The organism is Mesorhizobium sp. M5C.F.Ca.ET.164.01.1.1 (assembly GCF_004792125.1).
GTDB lineage: Bacteria > Pseudomonadota > Alphaproteobacteria > Rhizobiales > Rhizobiaceae > Mesorhizobium > Mesorhizobium wenxiniae.
On sequence record NZ_SRTG01000001.1, the window covers coordinates 1,357,899 to 1,378,190 of the forward strand.

Annotated in this window: 25 protein-coding genes and 1 other RNA gene; 14 read left to right on the forward strand and 12 right to left on the reverse strand. The window is 61.8% G+C overall.

Annotated elements, in window-relative coordinates; genetic code table 11:
• The first annotated feature begins 2 nt into the window (after positions 1 to 2).
• From EN807_RS06540 to EN807_RS06560, 5 genes are all read left to right on the forward strand, one after another.
• Positions 3 to 350: a DUF6867 family protein gene (locus tag EN807_RS06540; protein WP_029348956.1), complete on the forward strand. Its 348-nt coding sequence runs from the start codon at positions 3 to 5 to the stop codon at positions 348 to 350.
• 139 nt (positions 351 to 489) lie between these two features.
• Positions 490 to 1,620 (forward strand): branched-chain amino acid ABC transporter substrate-binding protein, encoded by a 1,131-nt coding sequence (locus tag EN807_RS06545; protein ID WP_127314469.1) that lies wholly within the window; start codon positions 490 to 492, stop codon positions 1,618 to 1,620.
• Between the two features lie 233 nt (positions 1,621 to 1,853).
• Positions 1,854 to 5,312, forward strand: coding sequence for a pyruvate carboxylase (gene pyc, locus EN807_RS06550; RefSeq protein WP_135934334.1), 3,459 nt, complete (start codon positions 1,854 to 1,856; stop codon positions 5,310 to 5,312).
• A gap of 266 nt (positions 5,313 to 5,578) precedes the next feature.
• On the forward strand, positions 5,579 to 5,839 hold the full coding sequence (locus tag EN807_RS06555) for a DUF2312 domain-containing protein (RefSeq protein WP_023800031.1): 261 nt from the start codon (positions 5,579 to 5,581) through the stop codon (positions 5,837 to 5,839).
• A 49-nt stretch (positions 5,840 to 5,888) separates the two neighbouring features.
• Positions 5,889 to 6,344: a hypothetical protein gene (locus EN807_RS06560; RefSeq protein WP_135934335.1), complete on the forward strand. Its 456-nt coding sequence runs from the start codon at positions 5,889 to 5,891 to the stop codon at positions 6,342 to 6,344.
• A gap of 27 nt (positions 6,345 to 6,371) precedes the next feature.
• Here the strand turns inward: EN807_RS06560 and EN807_RS06565 are convergent, their stop codons facing one another.
• The gene (locus tag EN807_RS06565; RefSeq protein ID WP_135934336.1) at positions 6,372 to 6,881 is read right to left on the reverse strand and encodes an arsenate reductase ArsC; all 510 of its coding nucleotides are present in this window, start codon (positions 6,879 to 6,881) and stop codon (positions 6,372 to 6,374) included.
• A gap of 216 nt (positions 6,882 to 7,097) precedes the next feature.
• Between EN807_RS06565 and EN807_RS06570 the strand changes: the two genes are divergently transcribed.
• Positions 7,098 to 7,442, forward strand: coding sequence for a hypothetical protein (locus tag EN807_RS06570; protein ID WP_135934337.1), 345 nt, complete (start codon positions 7,098 to 7,100; stop codon positions 7,440 to 7,442).
• Positions 7,443 to 7,604: 162 nt separating this feature from the next.
• Here the strand turns inward: EN807_RS06570 and msrB are convergent, their stop codons facing one another.
• The 5 genes from msrB to EN807_RS06595 form a co-directional block, all read right to left on the reverse strand.
• Positions 7,605 to 8,009, reverse strand: coding sequence for a peptide-methionine (R)-S-oxide reductase MsrB (msrB, locus tag EN807_RS06575; protein WP_135934338.1), 405 nt, complete (start codon positions 8,007 to 8,009; stop codon positions 7,605 to 7,607).
• 110 nt (positions 8,010 to 8,119) lie between these two features.
• A complete protein-coding gene (locus EN807_RS06580; RefSeq protein ID WP_135934339.1) occupies positions 8,120 to 8,917 on the reverse strand; it encodes an MBL fold metallo-hydrolase in 798 nt (265 codons plus the stop codon).
• Between the two features lie 32 nt (positions 8,918 to 8,949).
• Complete coding sequence (locus tag EN807_RS06585) at positions 8,950 to 10,140, reverse strand: VWA domain-containing protein (protein ID WP_135934340.1); 1,191 nt, start codon at positions 10,138 to 10,140, stop codon at positions 8,950 to 8,952.
• A gap of 8 nt (positions 10,141 to 10,148) precedes the next feature.
• Positions 10,149 to 10,595: a GNAT family N-acetyltransferase gene (locus EN807_RS06590; RefSeq protein WP_135934341.1), complete on the reverse strand. Its 447-nt coding sequence runs from the start codon at positions 10,593 to 10,595 to the stop codon at positions 10,149 to 10,151.
• A gap of 179 nt (positions 10,596 to 10,774) precedes the next feature.
• Positions 10,775 to 11,614 carry a MoxR family ATPase gene (locus tag EN807_RS06595; protein ID WP_135934342.1) on the reverse strand — a complete coding sequence of 280 codons (840 nt, stop codon included), beginning with the start codon at positions 11,612 to 11,614 and terminating at the stop codon, positions 10,775 to 10,777.
• A 182-nt stretch (positions 11,615 to 11,796) separates the two neighbouring features.
• On the opposite strand from EN807_RS06595, the gene ssrS reads away from it, so the two are divergent.
• From ssrS to EN807_RS06615, 4 genes are all read left to right on the forward strand, one after another.
• Positions 11,797 to 11,952: non-coding RNA, 6S RNA (gene ssrS / locus EN807_RS06600), on the forward strand.
• 98 nt (positions 11,953 to 12,050) lie between these two features.
• Positions 12,051 to 12,638, forward strand: a complete 588-nt coding sequence (locus tag EN807_RS06605) for a 5-formyltetrahydrofolate cyclo-ligase (RefSeq protein WP_135934343.1) — start codon at positions 12,051 to 12,053, stop codon at positions 12,636 to 12,638.
• Positions 12,639 to 12,718: 80 nt separating this feature from the next.
• On the forward strand, positions 12,719 to 13,543 hold the full coding sequence (locus EN807_RS06610) for a YmdB family metallophosphoesterase (protein ID WP_095495408.1): 825 nt from the start codon (positions 12,719 to 12,721) through the stop codon (positions 13,541 to 13,543).
• A gap of 71 nt (positions 13,544 to 13,614) precedes the next feature.
• Positions 13,615 to 14,379, forward strand: coding sequence for a TerC family protein (locus EN807_RS06615; protein WP_127314480.1), 765 nt, complete (start codon positions 13,615 to 13,617; stop codon positions 14,377 to 14,379).
• A gap of 37 nt (positions 14,380 to 14,416) precedes the next feature.
• Here EN807_RS06615 and EN807_RS06620 read toward each other — a convergent pair whose 3' ends face one another.
• From EN807_RS06620 to EN807_RS06630, 3 genes are read right to left on the reverse strand one after another with little or no spacing between them, the layout of a single operon-like run.
• On the reverse strand, positions 14,417 to 14,884 hold the full coding sequence (locus EN807_RS06620; protein ID WP_135934344.1) for an SRPBCC family protein: 468 nt from the start codon (positions 14,882 to 14,884) through the stop codon (positions 14,417 to 14,419).
• Positions 14,885 to 14,932: 48 nt separating this feature from the next.
• Positions 14,933 to 15,295: a hypothetical protein gene (locus EN807_RS06625; protein ID WP_135934345.1), complete on the reverse strand. Its 363-nt coding sequence runs from the start codon at positions 15,293 to 15,295 to the stop codon at positions 14,933 to 14,935.
• A gap of 16 nt (positions 15,296 to 15,311) precedes the next feature.
• Positions 15,312 to 15,794: an SRPBCC domain-containing protein gene (locus tag EN807_RS06630; RefSeq protein WP_135934346.1), complete on the reverse strand. Its 483-nt coding sequence runs from the start codon at positions 15,792 to 15,794 to the stop codon at positions 15,312 to 15,314.
• A gap of 51 nt (positions 15,795 to 15,845) precedes the next feature.
• On the opposite strand from EN807_RS06630, the gene EN807_RS06635 reads away from it, so the two are divergent.
• From EN807_RS06635 to EN807_RS06645, 3 genes are all read left to right on the forward strand, one after another.
• Positions 15,846 to 16,169 (forward strand): metalloregulator ArsR/SmtB family transcription factor, encoded by a 324-nt coding sequence (locus EN807_RS06635; RefSeq protein ID WP_135934347.1) that lies wholly within the window; start codon positions 15,846 to 15,848, stop codon positions 16,167 to 16,169.
• 220 nt (positions 16,170 to 16,389) lie between these two features.
• Positions 16,390 to 17,139, forward strand: a complete 750-nt coding sequence (locus EN807_RS06640; RefSeq protein ID WP_135934348.1) for a YebC/PmpR family DNA-binding transcriptional regulator — start codon at positions 16,390 to 16,392, stop codon at positions 17,137 to 17,139.
• Positions 17,140 to 17,305: 166 nt separating this feature from the next.
• A complete protein-coding gene (locus EN807_RS06645; protein WP_135934349.1) occupies positions 17,306 to 17,620 on the forward strand; it encodes a SelT/SelW/SelH family protein in 315 nt (104 codons plus the stop codon).
• 28 nt (positions 17,621 to 17,648) lie between these two features.
• Here the strand turns inward: EN807_RS06645 and EN807_RS06650 are convergent, their stop codons facing one another.
• Positions 17,649 to 18,128, reverse strand: coding sequence for an anthrone oxygenase family protein (locus EN807_RS06650; RefSeq protein ID WP_135934350.1), 480 nt, complete (start codon positions 18,126 to 18,128; stop codon positions 17,649 to 17,651).
• Position 18,129: 1 nt separating this feature from the next.
• Positions 18,130 to 18,963 carry an NAD(P)H-binding protein gene (locus EN807_RS06655; RefSeq protein WP_135934351.1) on the reverse strand — a complete coding sequence of 278 codons (834 nt, stop codon included), beginning with the start codon at positions 18,961 to 18,963 and terminating at the stop codon, positions 18,130 to 18,132.
• 112 nt (positions 18,964 to 19,075) lie between these two features.
• On the opposite strand from EN807_RS06655, the gene EN807_RS06660 reads away from it, so the two are divergent.
• Entirely contained in the window at positions 19,076 to 19,717 is a 642-nt protein-coding gene (locus tag EN807_RS06660) for a TetR/AcrR family transcriptional regulator (RefSeq protein WP_135934352.1), read from the forward strand.
• Positions 19,718 to 19,726: 9 nt separating this feature from the next.
• On the opposite strand, the gene EN807_RS06665 is transcribed toward EN807_RS06660, so the two are convergent.
• Positions 19,727 to 20,245, reverse strand: a complete 519-nt coding sequence (locus EN807_RS06665; RefSeq protein WP_246684021.1) for a hypothetical protein — start codon at positions 20,243 to 20,245, stop codon at positions 19,727 to 19,729.
• Positions 20,246 to 20,292: the final 47 nt, after the last annotated feature.

Sequence of the window (20,292 nt, forward strand, 5' to 3'; positions counted from 1 at the left end):
TCATGCAGGGCATTCTCTATGAGGAACCCTCGGTTTGGCAGTTCTTCTTCGTCACCTGCCTGCTTGGCGGCTGGGCGGCATGGATGACGGGCAAGGCCTGCGCCCAAACATGGCGCAGCTTCGTCCAATTGTTCGCTTACATGCTCGGCCTCGGCATCGCCGTAAGGTTCATCCATCACGCACTGTTCGGCGGCACGATGTTCTCGCTGCAGTACTACATCGTCGACACCATCGTCCTGATGATATTGGGCTTCATCGGTTATCAATACACGCGCACCAACCAGATGGTGACACAGTATAATTGGCTTTACGAAAGAGCATCGCTTTTGAGTTGGAAACCAAAAGGTTGACGTTCACCATTAACGCCATTCCGGGGATGAATCGGCGTGACAAGTGCCTGAAAATCGGCAAAGTACGTTTTCTGCGAGTAAAGGTGGGCATCGCATGAAAGCATCATCCACGCCCACTCTGTAAATGGGAGCGTTTTACATGAGAAAATCACTTTTGTCCGCCGTCGCCCTGACCGCGCTTGTCGCGTTCAGCGGAAGCGCGTGGGCTGACATCCTGGTCGGCGTTGCCGGTCCGATCACCGGTCCGAACGCCGCCTTCGGCGCGCAGCTGCAAAAGGGCGCCGAACAGGCTGTCGCCGACATCAATGCGGCCGGCGGCATCAACGGCGAGCAGGTCAAGCTCACAGTCGGCGACGACGTCTCCGATCCGAAGCAGGGCATTTCGGTCGCCAACAAGTTCGTCGCCGACGGCGTCAAGTACGTGGTCGGCCACTTCAACTCGGGCGTTTCGATCCCGGCATCGGAAGTCTATGCCGAGAACGGTATCCTCGAGATCACCCCGGCTGCGACCAATCCGAAGTTCACCGAACGCGGCATGTGGAACACCTTCCGCACCTGCGGACGCGACGATCAGCAGGGCAAGGTTGCTGGCGACTATCTCGCCGCGAACTTCAAGGATGCCAAGATCGCTGTCATCCATGACAAGACGCCTTATGGCCAAGGCCTCGCCGACGAAACCAAGAAGGCGCTTGCAGCCAATGGCGTGACCGAGGCCATGTATGAAGGCATCAATGTCGGCGACAAGGATTTCTCGGCCCTCATCGCCAAGATGAAGGACGCAGGCGTCTCCGTCGTCTACTATGGCGGCCTGCACACCGAAGCCGGCCTGATCATGCGCCAGCTCGCCGACCAGGGCCTCAAGGCAACCTTCATGTCCGGCGACGGCATCGTGTCAAACGAATTGGCCTCCATCGCCGGCGACGCCGTCGACGGCACGCTGATGACGTTCGCTCCGGATCCGCGCAAGAATCCGAACGCCAAGGAGCTCGTCGAGAAGTTCCGCGCGGCCGGCTTCGAGCCTGAGGCCTATACCCTCTACTCCTACGCGGCGATGGAAATCGTCGCAGCCGCCATCGCCAAGACCGGTTCAGCCGATGACGCTCAGAAGGTAGCTGAGACCATCAAGTCGGCCGGCCCTTGGAAGACCGCGATCGGCGAGATCGGATATGATGCGAAAGGCGACATCACCCGCCCGGATTACGTCATGTACACCTGGAAGAAGGGTGACGACGGCAAGTACACCTATGTCGAGAACGCACCCGGCAAATAACCGGACGTTGCTACATAAAGTGCCCGGCGCCTCGCGCCGGGCATTTTTCATGGGAGTTTCCCGAAAGCCCGGATCGGGAGTGCGAGGCGTCGTCCGGACGGACACCGCAATGTTTAACTCGATAGATCAAACTAAATCGGTTTAATTGCTTCCTTCGATTTTGTTTGCACTGCAGCATTTTCGCGTTAATCATGGCGCCAGTTCCCTTCCCGTCAGCGTCCGGAGCCTTGTCCTTGGCCATCACGAAGATCCTTGTCGCCAACCGGTCCGAAATCGCCATCCGCGTCTTCCGCGCGGCCAACGAACTCGGCCTCAAAACCGTGGCGATCTGGGCCGAGGAAGACAAATACTCGCTGCACCGCTTCAAGGCCGACGAAAGCTACCAGGTCGGGCGCGGGCCGCATCTGACCAAGGATATGGGGCCGATCGAAAGCTATCTGTCGATCGAGGAAGTGATCCGCGTCGCCAGGCTTTCGGGCGCCGATGCCATCCATCCGGGCTACGGGCTGCTGTCGGAAAGCCCTGAATTCGCCGAAGCCTGCGCCAAGGCCGGCATCATCTTCATCGGACCCAAGCCGGATACGATGCGCAGGCTCGGCAACAAGGTCGCCGCACGCAACCTGGCGATCGAGGTTGGCGTGCCGGTAATTCCCGCCACCGACCCGTTGCCCGACGACATTGAGGCGGTGAAGGCACTCGCCAAGACGATCGGCTATCCGGTGATGCTGAAGGCATCGTGGGGCGGCGGCGGCCGCGGCATGCGCGCCATCCGCTCGGAAGCCGATCTCGCCCGCGAGGTGACGGAGGGCAAGCGCGAAGCGAAAGCCGCCTTCGGCAAGGACGAGGTCTATCTCGAAAAGCTGATCGAGCGCGCCCGCCATGTCGAGGTGCAGGTGCTGGGCGACACACACGGCAATGCCGTGCACCTGTTCGAGCGCGATTGCTCGATCCAGCGCCGCAACCAGAAGGTGGTCGAGCGCGCGCCGGCGCCGTATCTCGAAATGTCACGGCGCGAGGAGCTCTGCGATTATGCACTGAAGATCGCTCGCGAGACGAGCTATATCGGCGCCGGCACGGTCGAGTTCCTGCAGGATGCCGACACCGGCAAATTCTATTTCATCGAGGTCAACCCGCGCATCCAGGTCGAGCACACCGTCACCGAGCAGGTGACCGGCATCGACATCGTCAAGGCGCAGATCCACATCCTCGACGGTTTCGCCATCGGTACGCCGGAATCGGGTGTGCCGGCGCAGAAGGAGATCAGGCTCAACGGCCACGCGCTGCAGTGCCGCATTACCACGGAAGATCCCGAGCACAATTTCATTCCCGACTATGGCCGCATCACCGCCTATCGCGGCGCCACCGGTTTTGGCATCCGCCTCGATGGCGGCACCGCCTATTCCGGCGCGGTCATCACCCGTTTTTACGACCCGCTGCTGGAGAAGGTGACGGCCTGGGCACCGACGCCGGCCGAAACCATCGCCCGCATGAACCGCGCGCTGCGCGAGTTCCGTATTCGCGGCGTGGCGACCAACCTCACCTTCCTCGAGGCGATCATCAACCATCCGAGTTTCGCCGATAATTCCTACACGACCAAGTTCATCGACACGACGCCGGAACTGTTCGCGAGCGTGAAGCGGCAGGATCGCGCGACCAAGCTGCTCAACTACCTGGCCGATGTCAGCGTCAACGGCCATCCCGAGACGCGCGGCCGGCCGCAGCCGAAGGCTGATGCGGCGGCACCCATGGTGCCCTATCTCAACGGCAATGTGCCCGACGGCAGCAAGCAGAAGCTCGATGCGCTTGGGCCGGAGAAATTCGCGGCTTGGATGCGCGCACAGAAAGAGGTGCTGGTCACCGACACGACGATGCGCGACGGACACCAATCCCTGCTCGCGACGCGGGTGCGCACATATGACATCGCCGGCATTGCCAGCACCTATGCGCGTGCGCTGCCGCAGCTTTTGTCGCTCGAATGCTGGGGCGGGGCGACCTTCGACGTCGCCATGCGCTTCCTCACCGAAGACCCGTGGGAACGGCTGTCGCTGGTGCGCGAGGCAGCGCCCAATTTGTTGCTGCAGATGCTTTTGCGCGGCGCCAACGGCGTCGGCTACACCAACTATCCCGACAATGTCGTCCAGCATTTCGTCAAACAGGCCGCCGCCGGCGGCATCGACCTGTTCCGCGTCTTCGACTGTTTGAACTGGGTCGATAATATGCGGGTCGCCATGGACGCGGTCGGCGCCGAAGGCAAGCTGATCGAAGCGGCGATCTGCTACACCGGCGATATACTCGACCCGGCCCGCGCCAAATACGACCTCAAATACTATGTCGCGCTGGCCAAGGAGCTGCAGGCGGCAGGCGCCCATATCATCGCGGTCAAGGACATGGCCGGGCTTCTGAAGCCCGCGGCGGCGCGAGTGCTGTTCAAGGCGCTGCGCGAGGCGACCGATCTGCCGATCCATTTCCACACGCACGACACGTCAGGCCTGTCGGCGGCGACGGTGCTGGCGGCGGTGGACAGCGGCGTCGACGCCATCGACGCGGCGATGGATTCCTTGTCCGGCAACACCTCGCAGCCTTGCCTGGGCTCGATCATCGAAGCGCTGAAGGGCACCGAGCGGGATCCGGGCCTCGACCCGCAATGGATCCGGAACATCTCGTTCTACTGGGAGGCAGTGCGCAACCAGTACGCAGCCTTCGAGAGCGACCTGAAGGGGCCGGCCTCGGAAGTCTACCTGCATGAAATGCCAGGCGGGCAGTTCACCAATCTCAAGGAACAGGCGCGCTCGCTCGGTCTGGAGACACGCTGGCACGAAGTGGCACAGACCTATCACGACGTCAATCTGATGTTCGGTGACATCGTCAAGGTGACACCGTCGTCCAAGGTTGTCGGCGACATGGCGCTGATGATGGTAAGCCAGGACCTGACGGTTGCCGATGTCGAAAATCCGGCCAGGGATATCGCCTTCCCGGATTCGGTCGTGTCGATGCTGCGCGGCGATCTCGGCCAGTCGCCCGGCGGTTGGCCGGAGGCACTGCAGAAGAAGGTGCTTAAGGGCGACAGGCCAATCACGGCCCGGCCTGGCTCCCTGCTGAAGCCGGCCAATCTCAAGGCCAGCCGCAAGGAGATCGAAGACAAGCTCGAGCGCAAGCTCAGCGAATTCGAGTTCGCCTCATGGCTGATGTACCCGAAGGTTTTCTCCGACTTTACCGCAGCCCAGGAAACCTACGGGCCGGTCAGTGTGCTGCCGACGCCGACCTATTTCTACGGCATGAAGCCGGAAGACGAGATCTTTGTCGACATCGAGAAGGGCAAGACGCTGGTGGTGCGCTGCCTGGCCATCGGCGATGTCGACGAGAAGGGCATGGTCACTGTGTTCTTCGAGCTCAACGGCCAGCCACGCCGGGTCAAAGTGCCGGACCGTGCGCATGGCGCTTCCGCCGCCAAGGCGCGGCGCAAGGCCGAGCCGGGCAACGAGGCGCATGTCGGCGCGCCGATGCCGGGCGTCGTCTCGGCGCTCGCCGTTGCCGCCGGCCAGACGGTCAAGGCCGGTGACGTGCTGCTGTCGATCGAGGCGATGAAGATGGAAACGGCACTGCATGCCGAGCGCGACGGCACAATCGCCGAAGTGCTGGTCAAGGCCGGCGATCAGATCGACGCGAAGGATCTGCTGATCGCCTTCGGCTAAGGTGCGATGATATTCAGGTGATGCCGCCTGCAAACGCCGGCTGCCTGCGCTTCCTGTGCTCACGTACTTAAGTACGCTCCGCTCCGGTTCTCTGCAGCCATCGTTTTCGACGGCCTGACCTGAACCTCAACACCTGGGGTGTGCCTAACCCTTCATGCCGCATCGATAACAGCTTGACCCACCGCCCCCGGTCGGGCAATCGAACCGCTGCAAATTCGCCGCGACACGTTCCTGAGTCGCCGGCATGGAAACGATGCGGAGAAAAAATGGCCGACGACATCACCGAGACCAGCCAGACTGTTGCCGCCGGCCAGCTGCGTGCCTTCATCGAGCGCATCGAGCGGCTCGAGGAAGAGAAGAAGACGATCGCCGACGACATCAAGGAAGTGTTCGCCGAGGCCAAGGGCACCGGCTTCGACACCAAGGCGATGCGGTCGATCATCCGTCTGCGCAAGAAGGACCAGGCCGAGCGGCAGGAGGAGGAAACCATCCTCGACCTCTACAAAGCCGCGCTCGGCATGGTGTAGGCTGGTAACAGCCTGGGCGCCGGTTGCGGCGCCCTCAACGGGTCGAACCATGAGCGAATTCGACTTTGGCGTCCGCCGCGCCTCGGAATTCCGCCAACGCGGCTTCTGGACGCTGTTTTCGGAACGGCATCCGGAAGAAAGGGCTCTGATGGCGCGGCGCGGACCCTGGTTCTGGCAGCGCGGGCTGCCAGACTTCGCCTTGGTCCTTTCCATGTATGTCGCGCCGGCCCAGAACCATGTCGGCGTCTTCTTCGGCCGCAACGAGAAGTTCGGTGCCACGGAAGCCTGGTCGCGGTTGAAGCCGTTCCAGCCGGCGATCGAAGACAGGTTGAAGCTCAGGCCGGAACAGAGTTGCGACGGCCTCGGCATCAATTCGCTGTGGCGGGTGAACTGCTTTGCCGAGGACAATTGGCCGGCCATGGCTGACTGGCTGGTGACGGAAGCATCGCGCTTCGAGCGCGCCGTTGCCGAGGTTCTCGGCGAGCTTGGCGAAGCCGGTTCGTGAATTCGCCTGCCTGTCGGCGGCTTGGGCTCAGTTCGGCGTCGCCGTATCCCGGCCGATCTCGTCGAGATGCTGTTGCAGCGCCAGATGGTCGAGCGCGTCCATCCGTAGATTTACCAACAGCGAAATGCGGTTGTTGAGCATGCGATAGGCATCGGCAAAGGCAAGGTGCAGTTCGGCTTCGGTGCCCTCTGCCTTGGCTGGGTCCGGTATAGACCAGAGCGCGGTCATCGGATGACCCGGCCAGATCGGGCAAGATTCGTTTGCGGTGCTGTCGCAGAGCGTGAAGATGAAGTTCATTTCCGGCGCGTCGGGCTCGGCAAACTCGTCCCAGCCTTTCGAACGGGCGAAGCTCGTATCGTAGCTGAGGCTTTCGAGCAGCTGCAGTGCGTAGGGATTGACCTCGCCCTTCGGTTGCGAACCGGTGGAAAAGGCGTTGAACCTGCCGGCACCGATCCGATTGAGGATGGCTTCCGCCATGATGGATCGCGCCGAATTGGCGTTGCAAAGAAACAGCACGTTGTAGACATTATCGCTCATCTCAAGACCTCCCTGTCAGGCGACTGGATGATGGAGGCGGCAAATTCCGGTAAGGTACCCTTGCCGAGATGCCGACAAGGGCGACTTAGAAAGGTTTCACGACCGTTTGATGACAATCTGTCAGATCATACGCTTGCGTGCCGATGATCGACTTGCGTTGACAGGCTTGCTGCTTTGGACATCTCTGCGGCTATCGAATGGGAGAAAGCCGCATCGATGAGTGCGCCAGAGACCTTCGAAGGCGAAGACGGCAAGGCAGGCCGTGCGGCGGCTTTCTTCCGCTCGCGCTGGCAAGGCACGGCCCCGCTCGATCGGCTGTTCTGGCGCGATCTTGTCCTTGTCGGCACGGCGATCAACATCGCAGTGTCGGTGCTGGCGCTCATCCTCCTCGGGCTGAAGCTGCCGCTCGCTCTCGTTCTGGCGGTGCATTTCGCGCCGGTGCCGTACAATTTCTTTCTGACTTTTGCGGTGTGGCGGACCGCCGAAAAATCCGGAGGCGTCAAGGCTTCGCTGATGACGCTGGGGGCTGTGCTGTGGCTGATCCTGGTGGTGGTGGTCTGACAGCAAAGTGCTGCCCGGCAAAGGGCGGCCGCAGCCGTCCTTTCCCACCGTCGAATTGCTAAAGCGGTTCATCGTTTCACGGAAACGCCGAACCGATCTATCTCTTTGTTTTTGCGCAATTCCGGACGGAAAACCGTTCACACTTTTCCTGGAATTGCTCTATCAGGCGGCCGGCTCGAATTTCAGCGCGACGCCATTGATACAATAGCGCAGGCCGGTCGGCGGCGGGCCGTCCTCGAAGACATGGCCAAGATGGCTGCCGCAGCGGGCGCAATGGCATTCGGTGCGGACCATGCCGTAGCTGTGGTCGACCGTCGTCTCGACCGAACCGGGCACCGGGTCGTTGAAGCTCGGCCAGCCGGTGCCGCTCTCGAATTTCAGCTTGGATTCGAACAAAGGCTGGTCGCAGCCGACGCAGGAGAAGGTGCCGGCGCGCTTCTCGTGAAGCAGGGCGCAGCTGCCCGGCCGCTCGGTGCCGTGATTGCGCATCACCGCATATTGCTCCGGCGTCAGCCGGGCGCGCCATTCGGCATCGGTGCGGGTGACAGGGTAGGTGTGGCTATCCATTTTTTCGCCTCTTAGCTCATGCCGCTATTGGGGTTGTCTTCCCCAGTTCGCCTAAAATAGGCATTCGGTACGGCGTTTGCCGGTATTTCGATCCTGCCGCGAAGAATTCCTCAGGCGATCGCCGCGAGGTACCGCGCAACCGACCCTGCAAATGCCATCTTTGCGTCTCCGATGACGTTCTGGTTCCACCATGCGCCGTAGATATGGTCGAACGCGAAAGGTTCCAGCGCAGCCTTGATGCCGACCACTTTCGCCGCATTGAGCGGGATGTAGTTCGGGTAGCTGTACATGAAACTGACATGGCGGCGGGTCGGCGTCACCTGCAAGATGTCGCCGGCCAGGATGGCGTCGCCGCCGGCTCGCTTCCAGTGCAGCACCTGGCCACCGGCAAAGTGACCGCCGCAACGGATAAGTGTCAGAGAGGGGTTTAGGGCGCGCGTCTCGCCCTCCCAACTGACAACAGCCGGATGCGGCCGCATGATCCACTGACGGTCATCGGCGTGCAGGTAGATCGGAACGCCGCCAAACGCCTCGCTCCACTCGACCATTGCCGAATAATAATGGCAGTGCGAAATGGCGATCGCTGCCAGGCCGCCTCGTCGGTTGATTTCGGCCACCGCCTCGTCGCTGACCATCGAGATGCAGTCCCACAGCACATTGCCGTGCGGCGTTTGCGCCAGCAGCGCCCGCTGACCGATGGCGAAGCGCGGCTCGATGCCGAGGGCGAGCACGCCGGCATCGTCCTTGATCACGATCCGATGCCCGGCGGCGAGCTCTTCCGGCGTGATCCAGGCCTGGCCCTCCCAGCGCACATATTGCCGCTCGTCCTCGCAGATCGGGCAATGCTCCGGCGGCGCGGCTGCTGCCGCGAACTGGACGCCACATTGCAGGCAGAGGAAACATGTCATCGGTCTTCCTGTCTTGCGTACCGAAAATCCATTCAGTGCTTCCTCGAAAGCTGCTTCGTCGCGGCTTCGAGCCCGGCGAGCGTCAGCGGAAACATGCGGCCGCCGAAGATATCGCGGATCATGGCGATCGAATGAGTATAGCCCCAGTGTTTCTCATTTTCCGGGTTGAGCCACACCGCGTTCGGCCATTGCTGCAGCAGACGGCCGAGCCAAACGATGCCGGCTTCCGGATTCCAGTGCTCGACCGAGCCGCCGGGATGCGCGATCTCATAGGGGCTCATCGAGGCGTCGCCGACGACGATCACCTTGTAGTCCGGACCGTATTTGTGGAGCAGGTCGAAGGTCGGAATCACCTCCGCATGGCGGCGGCGATTGTCCTTCCACACACCTTCGTACAGGCAGTTGTGGAAGTAGAAACATTCGAGCTGGCGGAATTCGGCGCGGGCGGCCGAAAACAGCTCCTCGACGCTTCTGATGTGATCGTCCATCGAGCCGCCGACATCGAAGAACATCAGCAGCTTCACGGCATTGCGCCGTTCGGGCCGCGTCCGCACGTCGAGATAGCCGTGCTCGGCCGTGGCGTGGATGGTGCCGGGCAGGTCGAACTCCTCCTCGGCGCCTTCGCGCACCCAGCGGCGCAGGCGCTTCAGCGCGATCTTGATGTTGCGGGTGCCGAGCTCGACGGCATCGTCGAAATTGCTGAACTCGCGCTTGTCCCAGACTTTCACCGCGCGGCGGTTGCGGCTTTCATGCTGGCCGATGCGAACGCCTTCGGGATTGTAGCCATAGGCGCCGAAGGGTGAGGTGCCGCCGGTGCCGATCCATTTCGAGCCACCCTGGTGGCGGCCCTTCTGTTCCTCCAGCCGCTTCTTCAGCGTTTCCATCAGCTTCTCGAAACCGCCGAGCGCTTCGACCAGCTTTTTCTCCTCATCGGTCAGGTGCTTTTCGGCAAGCCGGCGCAGCCATTCCTCCGGAATGTTTTCGACATCGACCGCGTTTTCGCCAGCCAGCGCTTCGACGCCCTTGAAAACGTGCGAAAAGACCTGGTCGAAACGGTCGATGTGGCGCTCGTCCTTCACCAGTGCTGAGCGGGCGAGATAGTAAAATCCCTCGACGTCATAGTCCACCAGCCCCGCCTCCAGCCCTTCGAGCAGCCACAGATATTCTCGGAGCGAGACGGGAACCCGCGCAGCCTTCAGTTCGAGGAAGAAGGGGATGAACATCGCACTGCCTATAGCAGATCATACTCGATGAAGCCGGTTCGCCGCGCCACGTGGTCGTAGAGCTTACGCGCTGTGGTGTTGGTTTCGTGGGTCATCCAGTAGACGTTCTTGACGCCGACCTTGCCGGCTTCCTGCTTGACCGCTTCGATCAGGGCGGCGCCGACGCCCTTGCCGCGCACGTCCGGGTCGGCGAACAGGTCCTGCAGATAGCAGTTGTTGATCTGCGACCAGCAGGAGCGATGATAGAGATAGTGGGTCAGGCCGACCGCCTTGCCGTCGAGGGTGGCGATGAACCCCTTCGGTTCGAACTCACCCGCCGTGAACAGCCGCTTCCAGGTGACGGCGTAGACCTCCTCCGGCAGTTTGGTTTCGTAGAAGGTGAGGTAGGCAGTCCACAGACGCTGCCAGTCGGCGTGGTCGGATTGTGCCAGTGGGTGGACGGTAATCCCGGTCATTTCATTTCCCTTCCGAAGCTTCAATGCCCAAGCTGCCTCGGTGCCCGGCCGGCGGCAACGGTCCAGCAACGGGAAAGCGCTGTCCGACGCCTATGCCCGGCCCTCCGCTATGGCTCCGGGCGTCCGTCGCTCGAAAAGCCAAATCGTTGGCTTTTCGTCGGCCTTTGGCCGACCGCTCCTCACCCCTGCCTTCTCGCCATAAATGCCAGGCGCTCGAACAGATGCACGTCCTGTTCGTTCTTCAAAAGCGCACCATGCAATTTCGGCAGCGCATTCTTCGGGTCGGCGCGCAGATCCTCGGGCGCGATGTCATCGGCGACCAAAAGTCTGATCCAATCGAGCGCCTCTGAGGGCGACGGCTTCTTCTTCAGGCCAGGCACGTCGCGGATCTCGTAGAACTGGGTCAATGCGGCGCGCACCAGGTTCTGCTTGATGCCGGGATAGTGCACGTCGACTATCCTGTGCAGCGTCTCGACGTCGGGGAAGCGGATATAGTGGAAGAAGCAGCGGCGCAAGAAGGCGTCCGGCAGTTCCTTCTCGTTGTTGGAGGTGATGATGACGATGGGGCGTACGGCGGCGCGGATCGTTTCGCCGGTCTCGTAGACGAAGAACTCCATCCTATCGAGTTCCTGCAACAGGTCGTTGGGGAACTCGATGTCGGCCTTGTCGATCTCGTCGATCAGAAGCACGACCTTTTTGCCTGCGGCGAAGGCGTCCCACAGCTTGCCACGGTTGATATAGTTCCTGATGTCGTTGAAGCGCTCGTCGCCGAGCTGGCTGTCGCGCAGCCGCGAGACGGCGTCATACTCGTAGAGACCCTGCTGCGCCCTTGTCGTCGACTTGACGTGCCATTCGATCAGCTCGAGGCCGAGCGCCGCCGCCACTTGCCTGGCCAGTTCGGTCTTGCCGGTGCCGGGCTCGCCCTTGACCAGCAATGGCCGCTCCAGCGCGATCGCCGCATTGACCGCCACCATCAGATCCTTGTCGGCGACATAGGCCGCCGTGCCTTCGAAACGCATTCTTGCTCCTCGGTTTGTGACGGCAACCGTAAGGAGACAGCCCAGCCTGTGCAAGGCACGGCGGCGAGGCGCGGTGAAACCTTCGTGTCGCGCAGGTCCCAGGCAGGGCTTTGTGACGAATTAAGCCGGCGAACATGGCCATCTCTCTGGCGCTTGGTCGATCGTCAGCCTATATTGGCCGTGACGGTCTGCGCTTCCCGGCAGGAGAACATTTTCCCCGGGGCCTTAATGATCCCTAGGGAGCTGTCCCTGGGAAGACCCGTGGGTTTTCTCATACGGCGCCCACCTACTTTGTAGGTTCCCGGGATCGCTCTCTCCACCGGTTGTGTGGATCGTCACCCGACGCAAGGGACCCACTCACACTTCGGTGGATCATGCGGTAGAAAACGTCGCCCCCAAAGCTCCAACCAGATCCGACCTTTTCTACCTTGGCTCCATGACCTCTCCAAAAGAACTGAAAAAACATCTCCGCAAGGAAGCACTCGGGCGCCGCGATGCGCTCGATCCATTCTGGCGGGTGGAGGCAGCGCTCGAAATGGCCGAGACGGCGCGGGACAGCATTGCGATAGAGCCTGGCCAGATCGTCTCCGGCTTCTGGCCGATGCGCTCGGAAGTCGACATCCGGCCGCTGATGTTCGCCTTGCGCGAAAAGGGAGCAAGGCTTTGCCTGCCTGCGATTCTCGACAAGACGACCATCGTCTTTCGCGAACTGGTGCGTGGCGCACCGATGATCGACATGGGGTTCGGCACCGTCGGACCGCATGAGGAGGCGGAGGTGCTCGATCCCCAGGTGATGCTCGTGCCGCTCGCGGCCTTCGACGCGCGCGGCCACCGGATCGGATACGGCGCCGGTTATTACGACCGCGCGATCGCGCGGCTGGTCGACAAGGGGCAGCCGCCGCGGCTGATCGGCATTGCTTTCGACTGCCAGGAGGTGGCGCTGGTGCCGGACGAGCCGCATGACGTGATCATCTCGGAAATACTCACCGAGAACGGGTTGCGCCGGTTCGCGCCGAAATTGTAGATAAGTTCCTGGACGCATGGTCTTTTGCGAAAGTCATGCAGCTTTTTGCTTCGCTGACCTTCGGTTCGGATCATGCTTATATGAGACTTCTCTTCCTCGGCGATATGGTCGGCAAGACGGGACGCACGGCGGTGTGGGAACAATTGCCCGGCCTGATCTCGGATTTCAAACTCGACTTCGTCATCGTCAATGGCGAGAACGCCGCCGGCGGCTTCGGCATCACCGAAGAGATCTTTCGCGAGACGATCTCGGCGGGCGCTGATGTCGTCACCACCGGCAATCATGTCTGGGACCAGCGCGATGCGCTGGCTTTCGCGCCGCGCGAGGAACGGTTCCTGCGTCCGTCCAATTTCCCCAAGGGCACGCCGGGGCGCGGCTCCGGCGTCTACATTGCCAGGAATGGCGCGCGCGTTCTGGTCGCCAACATCATGGGCCGGGTGTTCATGCATCCCGAACTCGACGATCCGTTCCAGGCCGGTGAGCGCGAGCTTGCCGCCTGCCCGCTCGGCGAGCAGGCCGATGCGGTGGTCATCGATTTCCATGCCGAGGCGACCTCTGAAAAAATGTGCTTTGCGCATTTCGTCGACGGCCGCGCCAGTCTGGTCGTCGGCACACACACGCACCAGCCGACCGGCGACCACCATATCCTCAATGGCGGCACCGGCTATATCTCCGACGCCGGCATGTGCGGCGACTATGATTCCTCGCTCGGCATGGACAAGGAGGAGCCGCTCAACCGGTTTCTGTCGAAGGTGCCGAAAGGACGCTTCGAGGCGGCGACCGGCCCGGCGACATTGTGCGGCGTCGGTGTCGACATTTCGGATCGCAGCGGCCTGACCGAGCGGATTGCGCCGTTTCGCCGCGGACCACGGCTTGAGGAAACGGCGCCATCTTTCTGGTCGTGACATTGATATCAACGCCTACGATACCTAACTGCCGGCGACACTGCTCTAGATCGTAAGAGGGGACGACCTCCATGCAGCTCATCGAATTCCTGGCGCCGCATTTCGCCTTTGTCTCCGATCCGACCGCGTGGGTCGCGTTGCTGACGCTGATCGTGCTGGAGGTCGTGCTCGGCATCGACAATCTGATCTTCATCTCGATCCTGACCAACAAATTGCCGGAGGCACAACGGGCCCGCGCCCGGCGGCTCGGCATTTCTGCCGCGCTGATCATGCGGCTGGTGCTGCTTGCCACCATCTCGATCATCGTCCAGTTGACGGCGCCGGTATTCACCGCTTTCGGCCATGGCTTTTCCTGGCGCGATCTGATCCTGATCGCCGGCGGCCTGTTCCTCGTCTGGAAGGCGACCAAGGAGATACACCACACGGTCGATCTCGAGGATCACCAGGACACGATGATGGGCGAGACGCTGCAGCTTTCGATGGCCGGCGCCATCTTCCAGATCCTGTTGCTCGACCTCGTCTTCTCGATCGATTCGATCATCACCGCGGTCGGCATGACCGACGAGATCGCCATCATGTACATCGCCGTCATCGTGGCAGTCACAGTGATGATGCTGGCGGCCGGGCCGCTTGCCGATTTCATCGCCAAGAACCCGAGCATCGTCATGCTGGCGCTGAGTTTCCTGCTGATGATCGGCATGACGCTGATCGCCGACGGCATGGGCTTCCATGTGCCGAAGGGATACATCTACGCCGCCATGGGGTTCTCGGCGCTGGTCGAGGGCCTCAACATGCTGTCGCGGCGCCGGAGAAAGGCAAAGGCCGGCGGGCACTGAGCCCAACACGCTTGTTCGGAGGAAGCCGGATCACTTCCTAAATCGCAGGCACGCCCTTCGGGTGACGGTCGCCGATCAAGCCAAGCGTCAGCCCTTGCTCCAGCCACGCTTTGGCGCCGGCGAGCACCAGCGCGAAGCCATCGGTCGAGCCGATCGCCTGCTTGACCTGCTCATCGGGGCTGCCGGCAAAGCCGAAGTTGCGGACTTCGACGAAGGTCGTACGGTCGGGCATCTCGGTAAAGGTCCAGACCACCGTGGTCGGCGGATCGCTCCATTGCATAACGATCTTTTCGTTCATGACGATCTCGCTGATCGTGACCGTCGTCGAGACGCCATACATGCGCCATTCCCAGCGAACCTCCTTGCCGCTGTCCAGCCTGTTGCTACCATGAGTGAACCAGAATTTCCTGGTGATCGCCGGATCGACGATGGCTTCGAACACTTCTGCAACCGGCCGCCGGATCAGCATGCCGGCTTCGGCGACCGGTGTCTCGCGGATTTCCATAGCGTCCTCCTTTTCAAGTCGGCGCCGTCTCTGTCAGCAGGCGTCGGGTCACCAGGCGTCTGGTTCGCGCACCCGGCGAATGATGTTGGCCGGATTGGTGATCCAGCCGCCACGAAAACCTTCGCCGAGCGCCTCGATGGCGTCGCAGCGCACGACGCCGGCCTTGGCGAGATGATCGGCGGCGCCCGGAAAATCATCGGTGAAAAGCTCCAGCCAGACCTCTGCCTGGCTCAGCATCGGCGCCTCATCGATCCACAGGCGATTGGGGCCGAGTTCGAAACCAACAGCCGGCGCTTTGGCTGTAAACGGCTTCAGGGCGACGACATCCCGATAGAAGGCGATCGTGTCCTGATATTGGTGGGGCGGCACTTTCATGGCGATGTTGATGCCGCCGGTGATCCTCGCAGTCATTCTTTCCTCCGTCTTCTCAGATATTGTCTTCACTGGCCGGTTCGCCCTTGATCTCGCTGCGGTAATAGCCGTCGCGCAGGTTGATCCCGTATTCGACATAGGCCTTCATGCAGGCCAGCATCTGCGACCAACCCTCGCAGTTGAGGTAAGACTTCTTCAGCCCGACCGCGTCCTCGTGCCAGCCGGTCTCGGCGATGGTGACAAAGGTGCCGCCGTCGTCCAGCGGCTCGAAATTCATCTCGATGCGGGTCTTGTAGGCCGGCTTACCGGCGGCGTCGGTTGCGTCCCAGCGCAGCACGATGCGGCTGTCCTTCGTCACCTCGTCGACCTCGACCGGAACCTTGCCCCACCAGACGACGCCGGCGCCCGCCACCAGCGGCGCGCTGGCGCCGCCGATCGTGGTGAAATAGCCGCTGAGCATATTCGGATTGACGACCGCGTCGAAAACTTCGGCGACCGGTTTGCCGATGCGGCCCGAAACTCTGAATCCAAGAGACATATCCACAGCTCCTTCCTTGATCAGATCGATATTATGTTATAAAAACATAACATGTCAAGCCAAGCGCAGGACGACAATGTTTTCAAGGCGCTGGCGCATCCACGCCGGCGAGCGCTGCTGGACGAGCTGAAGGACGCGCCGCGGACCACCGGCATGCTGTGCGATGCCTTTCCCGACATGGATCGCTGCACCGTCATGCTGCATCTGAAAGTGCTGGAGGAAGCCGACCTGGTGGTGGCGCGGCGCGAGGGGCGCGAGCGCTGGAACCATCTCAATGCGCTGCCGATCAAGCAGATCCACGACCGCTGGATCAGCCAGTACGCCACGCACGCGATCAGCATTCTCGACCGGCTGAAATCCGATCTGGACGGGTGAATGGCCGCAGGAATGCAACTGGCGGGACGTGTTGCGCACCACCGTTACGGCGCGGCTGGACGAATTGAGCCGATTTATCTATAAGCCGGCCATTCCGACATAGAGCGCCGTACGTCCATCCGGACGCACCAGGAACGCTCTGAAATTATGAATTCGAGCATTTTGGCAAAAGGCGAGGTCTCGCTGCAGGATGCTCTGCCAAGAAGACGACAGGGGTGCCATGGCTGGCCATTCACAGTTCAAGAACATCATGCACCGCAAGGGCCGCCAGGACGCGGTGCGGTCGAAAATGTTTTCCAAGCTGGCGCGCGAAATAACCGTCGCCGCCAAGAGCGGCACGCCGGATCCGTCGATGAACCCGCGCCTGCGCTTGGCCGTGCAGAACGCCAAGGCGGTATCGATGCCGAAGGACAATATCCAGCGCGCCATCAACAAGGCATCGATGGGCGACGCCGAGACTTACGAAGCCGTGCGCTACGAAGGCTACGGGCCAGGCGGCGTTGCGCTGATCGTCGAGGCGCTGACCGACAACCGCAACCGCTCGGCGTCGAATGTGCGCGCCGCCTTCACCAAGGCCGGTGGGGCGATGGGCGAAACCGGCTCGGTGTCGTTCATGTGGGACCGTGTCGGCGAGATCTTCTATCCGGCGTCAGTCGGCAGTGCCGAGAAGGTCATGGAAGCAGCGATCGAAGCCGGTGCCGACGACGTCCAGTCGGACGAGGAAGGCCACACGATCTATTGCGCCTTCGAGAACCTCGGCGAAGTTTCGAAGGCGCTGGAAGGGGCGCTCGGCGAGGCTGAATCGGTGAAGCCGATCTGGAAGCCGCAAACCAACATCGCGGTCGACGAGGAGCGGGCACAATCGCTGATGAAGCTGGTCGCGACGCTTGAGGACGATGACGACGTGCAGAGTGTCTACGCCAATTTCGAGGTCGACGACGAGACCATGGCGAAGCTCAGCGCCGCATGAGCACAGCTCAGCCCGAAGACATGAGCAAAGCTCAGTCTGACATGAGCAAAGCTCAGTCTGACATGAGCAAAGCTCAGTCTGACATGAGCAAAGCTCAGTCTGACATGAGCAAAGCTCAGTCTAACATGAGCAAAGCTCAGTCTAACATGAGCGAGCTCAGTCCGAGATGATCCCACAGGCGCTGCCTCAGGTCCGCATCACCTATTGCACGCAGTGCCAGTGGCTGCTGCGGGCCGGCTGGATGGCGCAGGAGCTGCTCTCGACTTTCGGAACGGATCTGGGCGAGGTCACGCTGGTGCCCGGCACCGGCGGCATCTTCACCATCAGCTGCAACGAGACGCTTGTGTGGGACCGCAAGCGCGACGGCGGCTTTCCCGATGCCGCAAAGCTCAAGCAACTGGTCCGCGACGTCATCGATCCGGATCGCGATCTCGGTCATGCCGATCGTAAGGGCCACAAGTCAAAAGACCCTGCTGCCTGACGCAGGTCTTTTAGATTTCTGCCCTCATTCACCGCCATGCCACGATGAAGCAGCCCAGCGCCACGATGGCGGTAATGGTGCGGACGTGGTTCCACATCACCCAGTCCCTGAGATAGGTGGCCCACACGGCGGCGCCGTTGGCGCCGGCCGGATCGACGGCGGCCAGCGCGTTGTTGAGCGGCACGTTGAAGATCATGGTCACGATCAGGTTGCCGACGACGTAGATCAGGGCGCCGGCGAGAAGCCAAAACGAACCCGGCTGGTTCCAGCCGATGATAGCGCCGACTGCGAGGACGAGGCAGACCAGTCCGGTGCCGAAAAGCGCCGTCATGAACATCGGCGTCACCGCAGTGACATTGATCGAATTCATGGCGGCGATGCCGCCCGCGGCAGGCATGCGGGCGAGGCCCGGCATGACGAAGCTGGAAAATGCGAAGAAGACACCAGCGACGACGCCCGAGCCGAGCGCGGCAATGAAGGTGAGGGTGGGAAGCAGTTTCATGATCATGTCAGTTGCTCCAGATGCCCGTAGCGGCGGTTTCGGTTGCATAAGTGGAAAAGTCTTTGGGGGCGCGGCCGAGCACGCGCTCGACGCCGTCGGTTAGCGCCTCGTTGCGGCCGTCGAGCACCTCGGTGAACAACTCGTTGAGCAGCCAGGCGAACTCGGCCGGCAACTCGTACCCGGCTACTGCGGCGGTGAACTCGGCATGCGAAATCCGTTTGAACCGAATGTCGCGGCCGCTCGCCTTGCCGATCTCGGCGATCGCGTCGGCGAAACTCAGCAGCCTTGGTCCAGTCAGCTCGTACAGCTGGCCGACATGGCCTTGCCGGGTGAGCACCGTCACGGCGGCGTCGGCGATATCGTCGGCGTCGACGAACGGCTCTCCGACAGTGCCGACCGGCAAAGCCACCTCACCGGCGTGCAGTGGATCAAGCAAAAAACTCTCGCTGAAATTCTGCGAAAACCAGGCGCAGCGCAGGATCGTCCAGTCGGCGCCTGAGGCCTTCAGCATCTCTTCGGCGCGTTGCGCTTCCGTTTCGCCGCGCCCCGACAGCAGCACCAGCCGGCGCACACCGCGCTCCACGGCAAGGTTGGCGAAGGCGCCGACCGCTTCGGCCGCACCGGGCACCGCAAGATCAGGATAGTAGCTGATGTAGACGGCGCCGACACCATCAAGCGCGTGTTCCCAGGTCGTGTTGTTTTCCCAGTCGAAGGGCGGCGTGCCCGAGCGCGAGCCGATCCGCACCGGCAGGCCTTGCGCCGTCAGCCTGTCCGCGAGTCGACGGCCGGTTTTGCCGGTGCCGCCGAGGATCAAAGTCGGTTTTTTCGCTGTGTCGTTCATGGTGGTTCTCCTTTGTTTAAAAACATGAGTAATCCTCACATTTGCAAAACGTGATAAACCCTCGTATTTTGCGAGTCAAGCCAATTTATCGATCATTCGCCAGGAGACAGTGATGGAAGGTTCGACCGTATCGGGTTCACAGGATGGCCAGATCGCCTCGCCGCGCCGGGCGCCAAGCCAGCAACGCAGCCGCGAACGGGTCGAACGGATGCTTGCCGCCGCCTCCGCTTTGATCGCCGAGCAAGGCAGCGATGCCATGCGCATGGGCGAAGTGGCGGAACGGGCCGGCGTGTCGATCGGTTCGCTCTACCAGTTCTTCCCGGACAAGCGGGCGATCGTCTGGGCGCTGGCCGAGCGCTACACCGCCGAAAGCCAGGCCTGCATCGCGGCAGCACTTGCCGAGGTGAGCGACGTGGAAGGGCTGCGGCGGGCGTTTTCCGAGCTGGTGGATATCTATTACGGGCTGTTCCTGGCGGAGCCGGTGATGCGTGACATCTGGTCGGGCACACAGGCCGACAAGGCGCTGCGCGAACTCGAGCTTGCCGACAGCCGGGCCAACGCCGAATTCCTCACGGCGGTGCTAAAACGGCTGCGGCCTGCCGCCGATCCGGCGGCGCTGGAAACGACGGCGTTTCTCATCTGGCAGATGGGCGAGGCCACCATGCGGCTGGCAATCTCGGTCGGGCGGCAAGAAGGCGACGACCTGGTCGCCGCCTATAAGCGGATGGCGCTGCGCGAACTGGTCGGCGAATAGAGCCGGAGACTACCGGCCGAAATAATCCCGTAGCATTTCCGTGCGCTCATCTTCCGCGCACATCGCCATGCGGCCGAGGCTGAACCGGCCTCTATGAAGGGCGACAACGGCCAATGCGCAGTTTACGGTCGGGTCGTCCGCCGAAACTGCCAGATCCCGCAAGGCCAATTCGAAAAGGATCTGCCACGCAGTTTTGTAGTGTGGTTCGATCCAATCCGGAACCGGCGGGTTCCGGTCGTAGGCCAATCGCGCTTCTTCGATCGTCGCGGCCAGACCGTAAGCTCCCCAATATACGGGAGTTTCGCCTTCGGAGATGCGAGCCAGTTCCACAACCGCGGCGTAAGATGCGTCTCCAACATCGCCCTGATGATGCAGTTCGTTCCAGAGCTCGTCCCAGACCGACTTGTCATCGTAGTGAACGGCCAGCCTTCGCAAGGCCGGCCGTGAATCATAAACGACCTTGTATCCGCCCGTGAGGCCGGACCATCGTTCATCGTTGAATGCCATCATGTCGCCGCCCTTCGCCAACCAGTCGACCCTCCTGTGCCGGGTGGCTCCAGTCAACAAAAAACCCG

Excerpts from the sequence above, each read along its gene's own strand:
- EN807_RS06540 (WP_029348956.1), top strand. The coding sequence starts at position 3 with ATGCAGGGCATTCTCTATGAGGAACCCTCGGTTTGGCAGTTCTTCTTC.
- EN807_RS06545 (WP_127314469.1), top strand. The coding sequence starts at position 490 with ATGAGAAAATCACTTTTGTCCGCCGTCGCCCTGACCGCGCTTGTCGCG.
- EN807_RS06555 (WP_023800031.1), top strand. The coding sequence starts at position 5,579 with ATGGCCGACGACATCACCGAGACCAGCCAGACTGTTGCCGCCGGCCAG.
- EN807_RS06560 (WP_135934335.1), top strand. The coding sequence starts at position 5,889 with ATGAGCGAATTCGACTTTGGCGTCCGCCGCGCCTCGGAATTCCGCCAA.
- EN807_RS06565 (WP_135934336.1), bottom strand. The coding sequence starts at position 6,881 with ATGAGCGATAATGTCTACAACGTGCTGTTTCTTTGCAACGCCAATTCG.
- EN807_RS06570 (WP_135934337.1), top strand. The coding sequence starts at position 7,098 with ATGAGTGCGCCAGAGACCTTCGAAGGCGAAGACGGCAAGGCAGGCCGT.
- msrB (WP_135934338.1), bottom strand. The coding sequence starts at position 8,009 with ATGGATAGCCACACCTACCCTGTCACCCGCACCGATGCCGAATGGCGC.
- EN807_RS06580 (WP_135934339.1), bottom strand. The coding sequence starts at position 8,917 with ATGACATGTTTCCTCTGCCTGCAATGTGGCGTCCAGTTCGCGGCAGCA.
- EN807_RS06585 (WP_135934340.1), bottom strand. The coding sequence starts at position 10,140 with ATGTTCATCCCCTTCTTCCTCGAACTGAAGGCTGCGCGGGTTCCCGTC.
- EN807_RS06590 (WP_135934341.1), bottom strand. The coding sequence starts at position 10,595 with ATGACCGGGATTACCGTCCACCCACTGGCACAATCCGACCACGCCGAC.
- EN807_RS06595 (WP_135934342.1), bottom strand. The coding sequence starts at position 11,614 with ATGCGTTTCGAAGGCACGGCGGCCTATGTCGCCGACAAGGATCTGATG.
- EN807_RS06605 (WP_135934343.1), top strand. The coding sequence starts at position 12,051 with ATGACCTCTCCAAAAGAACTGAAAAAACATCTCCGCAAGGAAGCACTC.
- EN807_RS06610 (WP_095495408.1), top strand. The coding sequence starts at position 12,719 with ATGAGACTTCTCTTCCTCGGCGATATGGTCGGCAAGACGGGACGCACG.
- EN807_RS06615 (WP_127314480.1), top strand. The coding sequence starts at position 13,615 with ATGCAGCTCATCGAATTCCTGGCGCCGCATTTCGCCTTTGTCTCCGAT.
- EN807_RS06620 (WP_135934344.1), bottom strand. The coding sequence starts at position 14,884 with ATGGAAATCCGCGAGACACCGGTCGCCGAAGCCGGCATGCTGATCCGG.
- EN807_RS06625 (WP_135934345.1), bottom strand. The coding sequence starts at position 15,295 with ATGACTGCGAGGATCACCGGCGGCATCAACATCGCCATGAAAGTGCCG.
- EN807_RS06630 (WP_135934346.1), bottom strand. The coding sequence starts at position 15,794 with ATGTCTCTTGGATTCAGAGTTTCGGGCCGCATCGGCAAACCGGTCGCC.
- EN807_RS06635 (WP_135934347.1), top strand. The coding sequence starts at position 15,846 with ATGTCAAGCCAAGCGCAGGACGACAATGTTTTCAAGGCGCTGGCGCAT.
- EN807_RS06640 (WP_135934348.1), top strand. The coding sequence starts at position 16,390 with ATGGCTGGCCATTCACAGTTCAAGAACATCATGCACCGCAAGGGCCGC.
- EN807_RS06645 (WP_135934349.1), top strand. The coding sequence starts at position 17,306 with ATGATCCCACAGGCGCTGCCTCAGGTCCGCATCACCTATTGCACGCAG.
- EN807_RS06650 (WP_135934350.1), bottom strand. The coding sequence starts at position 18,128 with ATGATCATGAAACTGCTTCCCACCCTCACCTTCATTGCCGCGCTCGGC.
- EN807_RS06655 (WP_135934351.1), bottom strand. The coding sequence starts at position 18,963 with ATGAACGACACAGCGAAAAAACCGACTTTGATCCTCGGCGGCACCGGC.
- EN807_RS06660 (WP_135934352.1), top strand. The coding sequence starts at position 19,076 with ATGGAAGGTTCGACCGTATCGGGTTCACAGGATGGCCAGATCGCCTCG.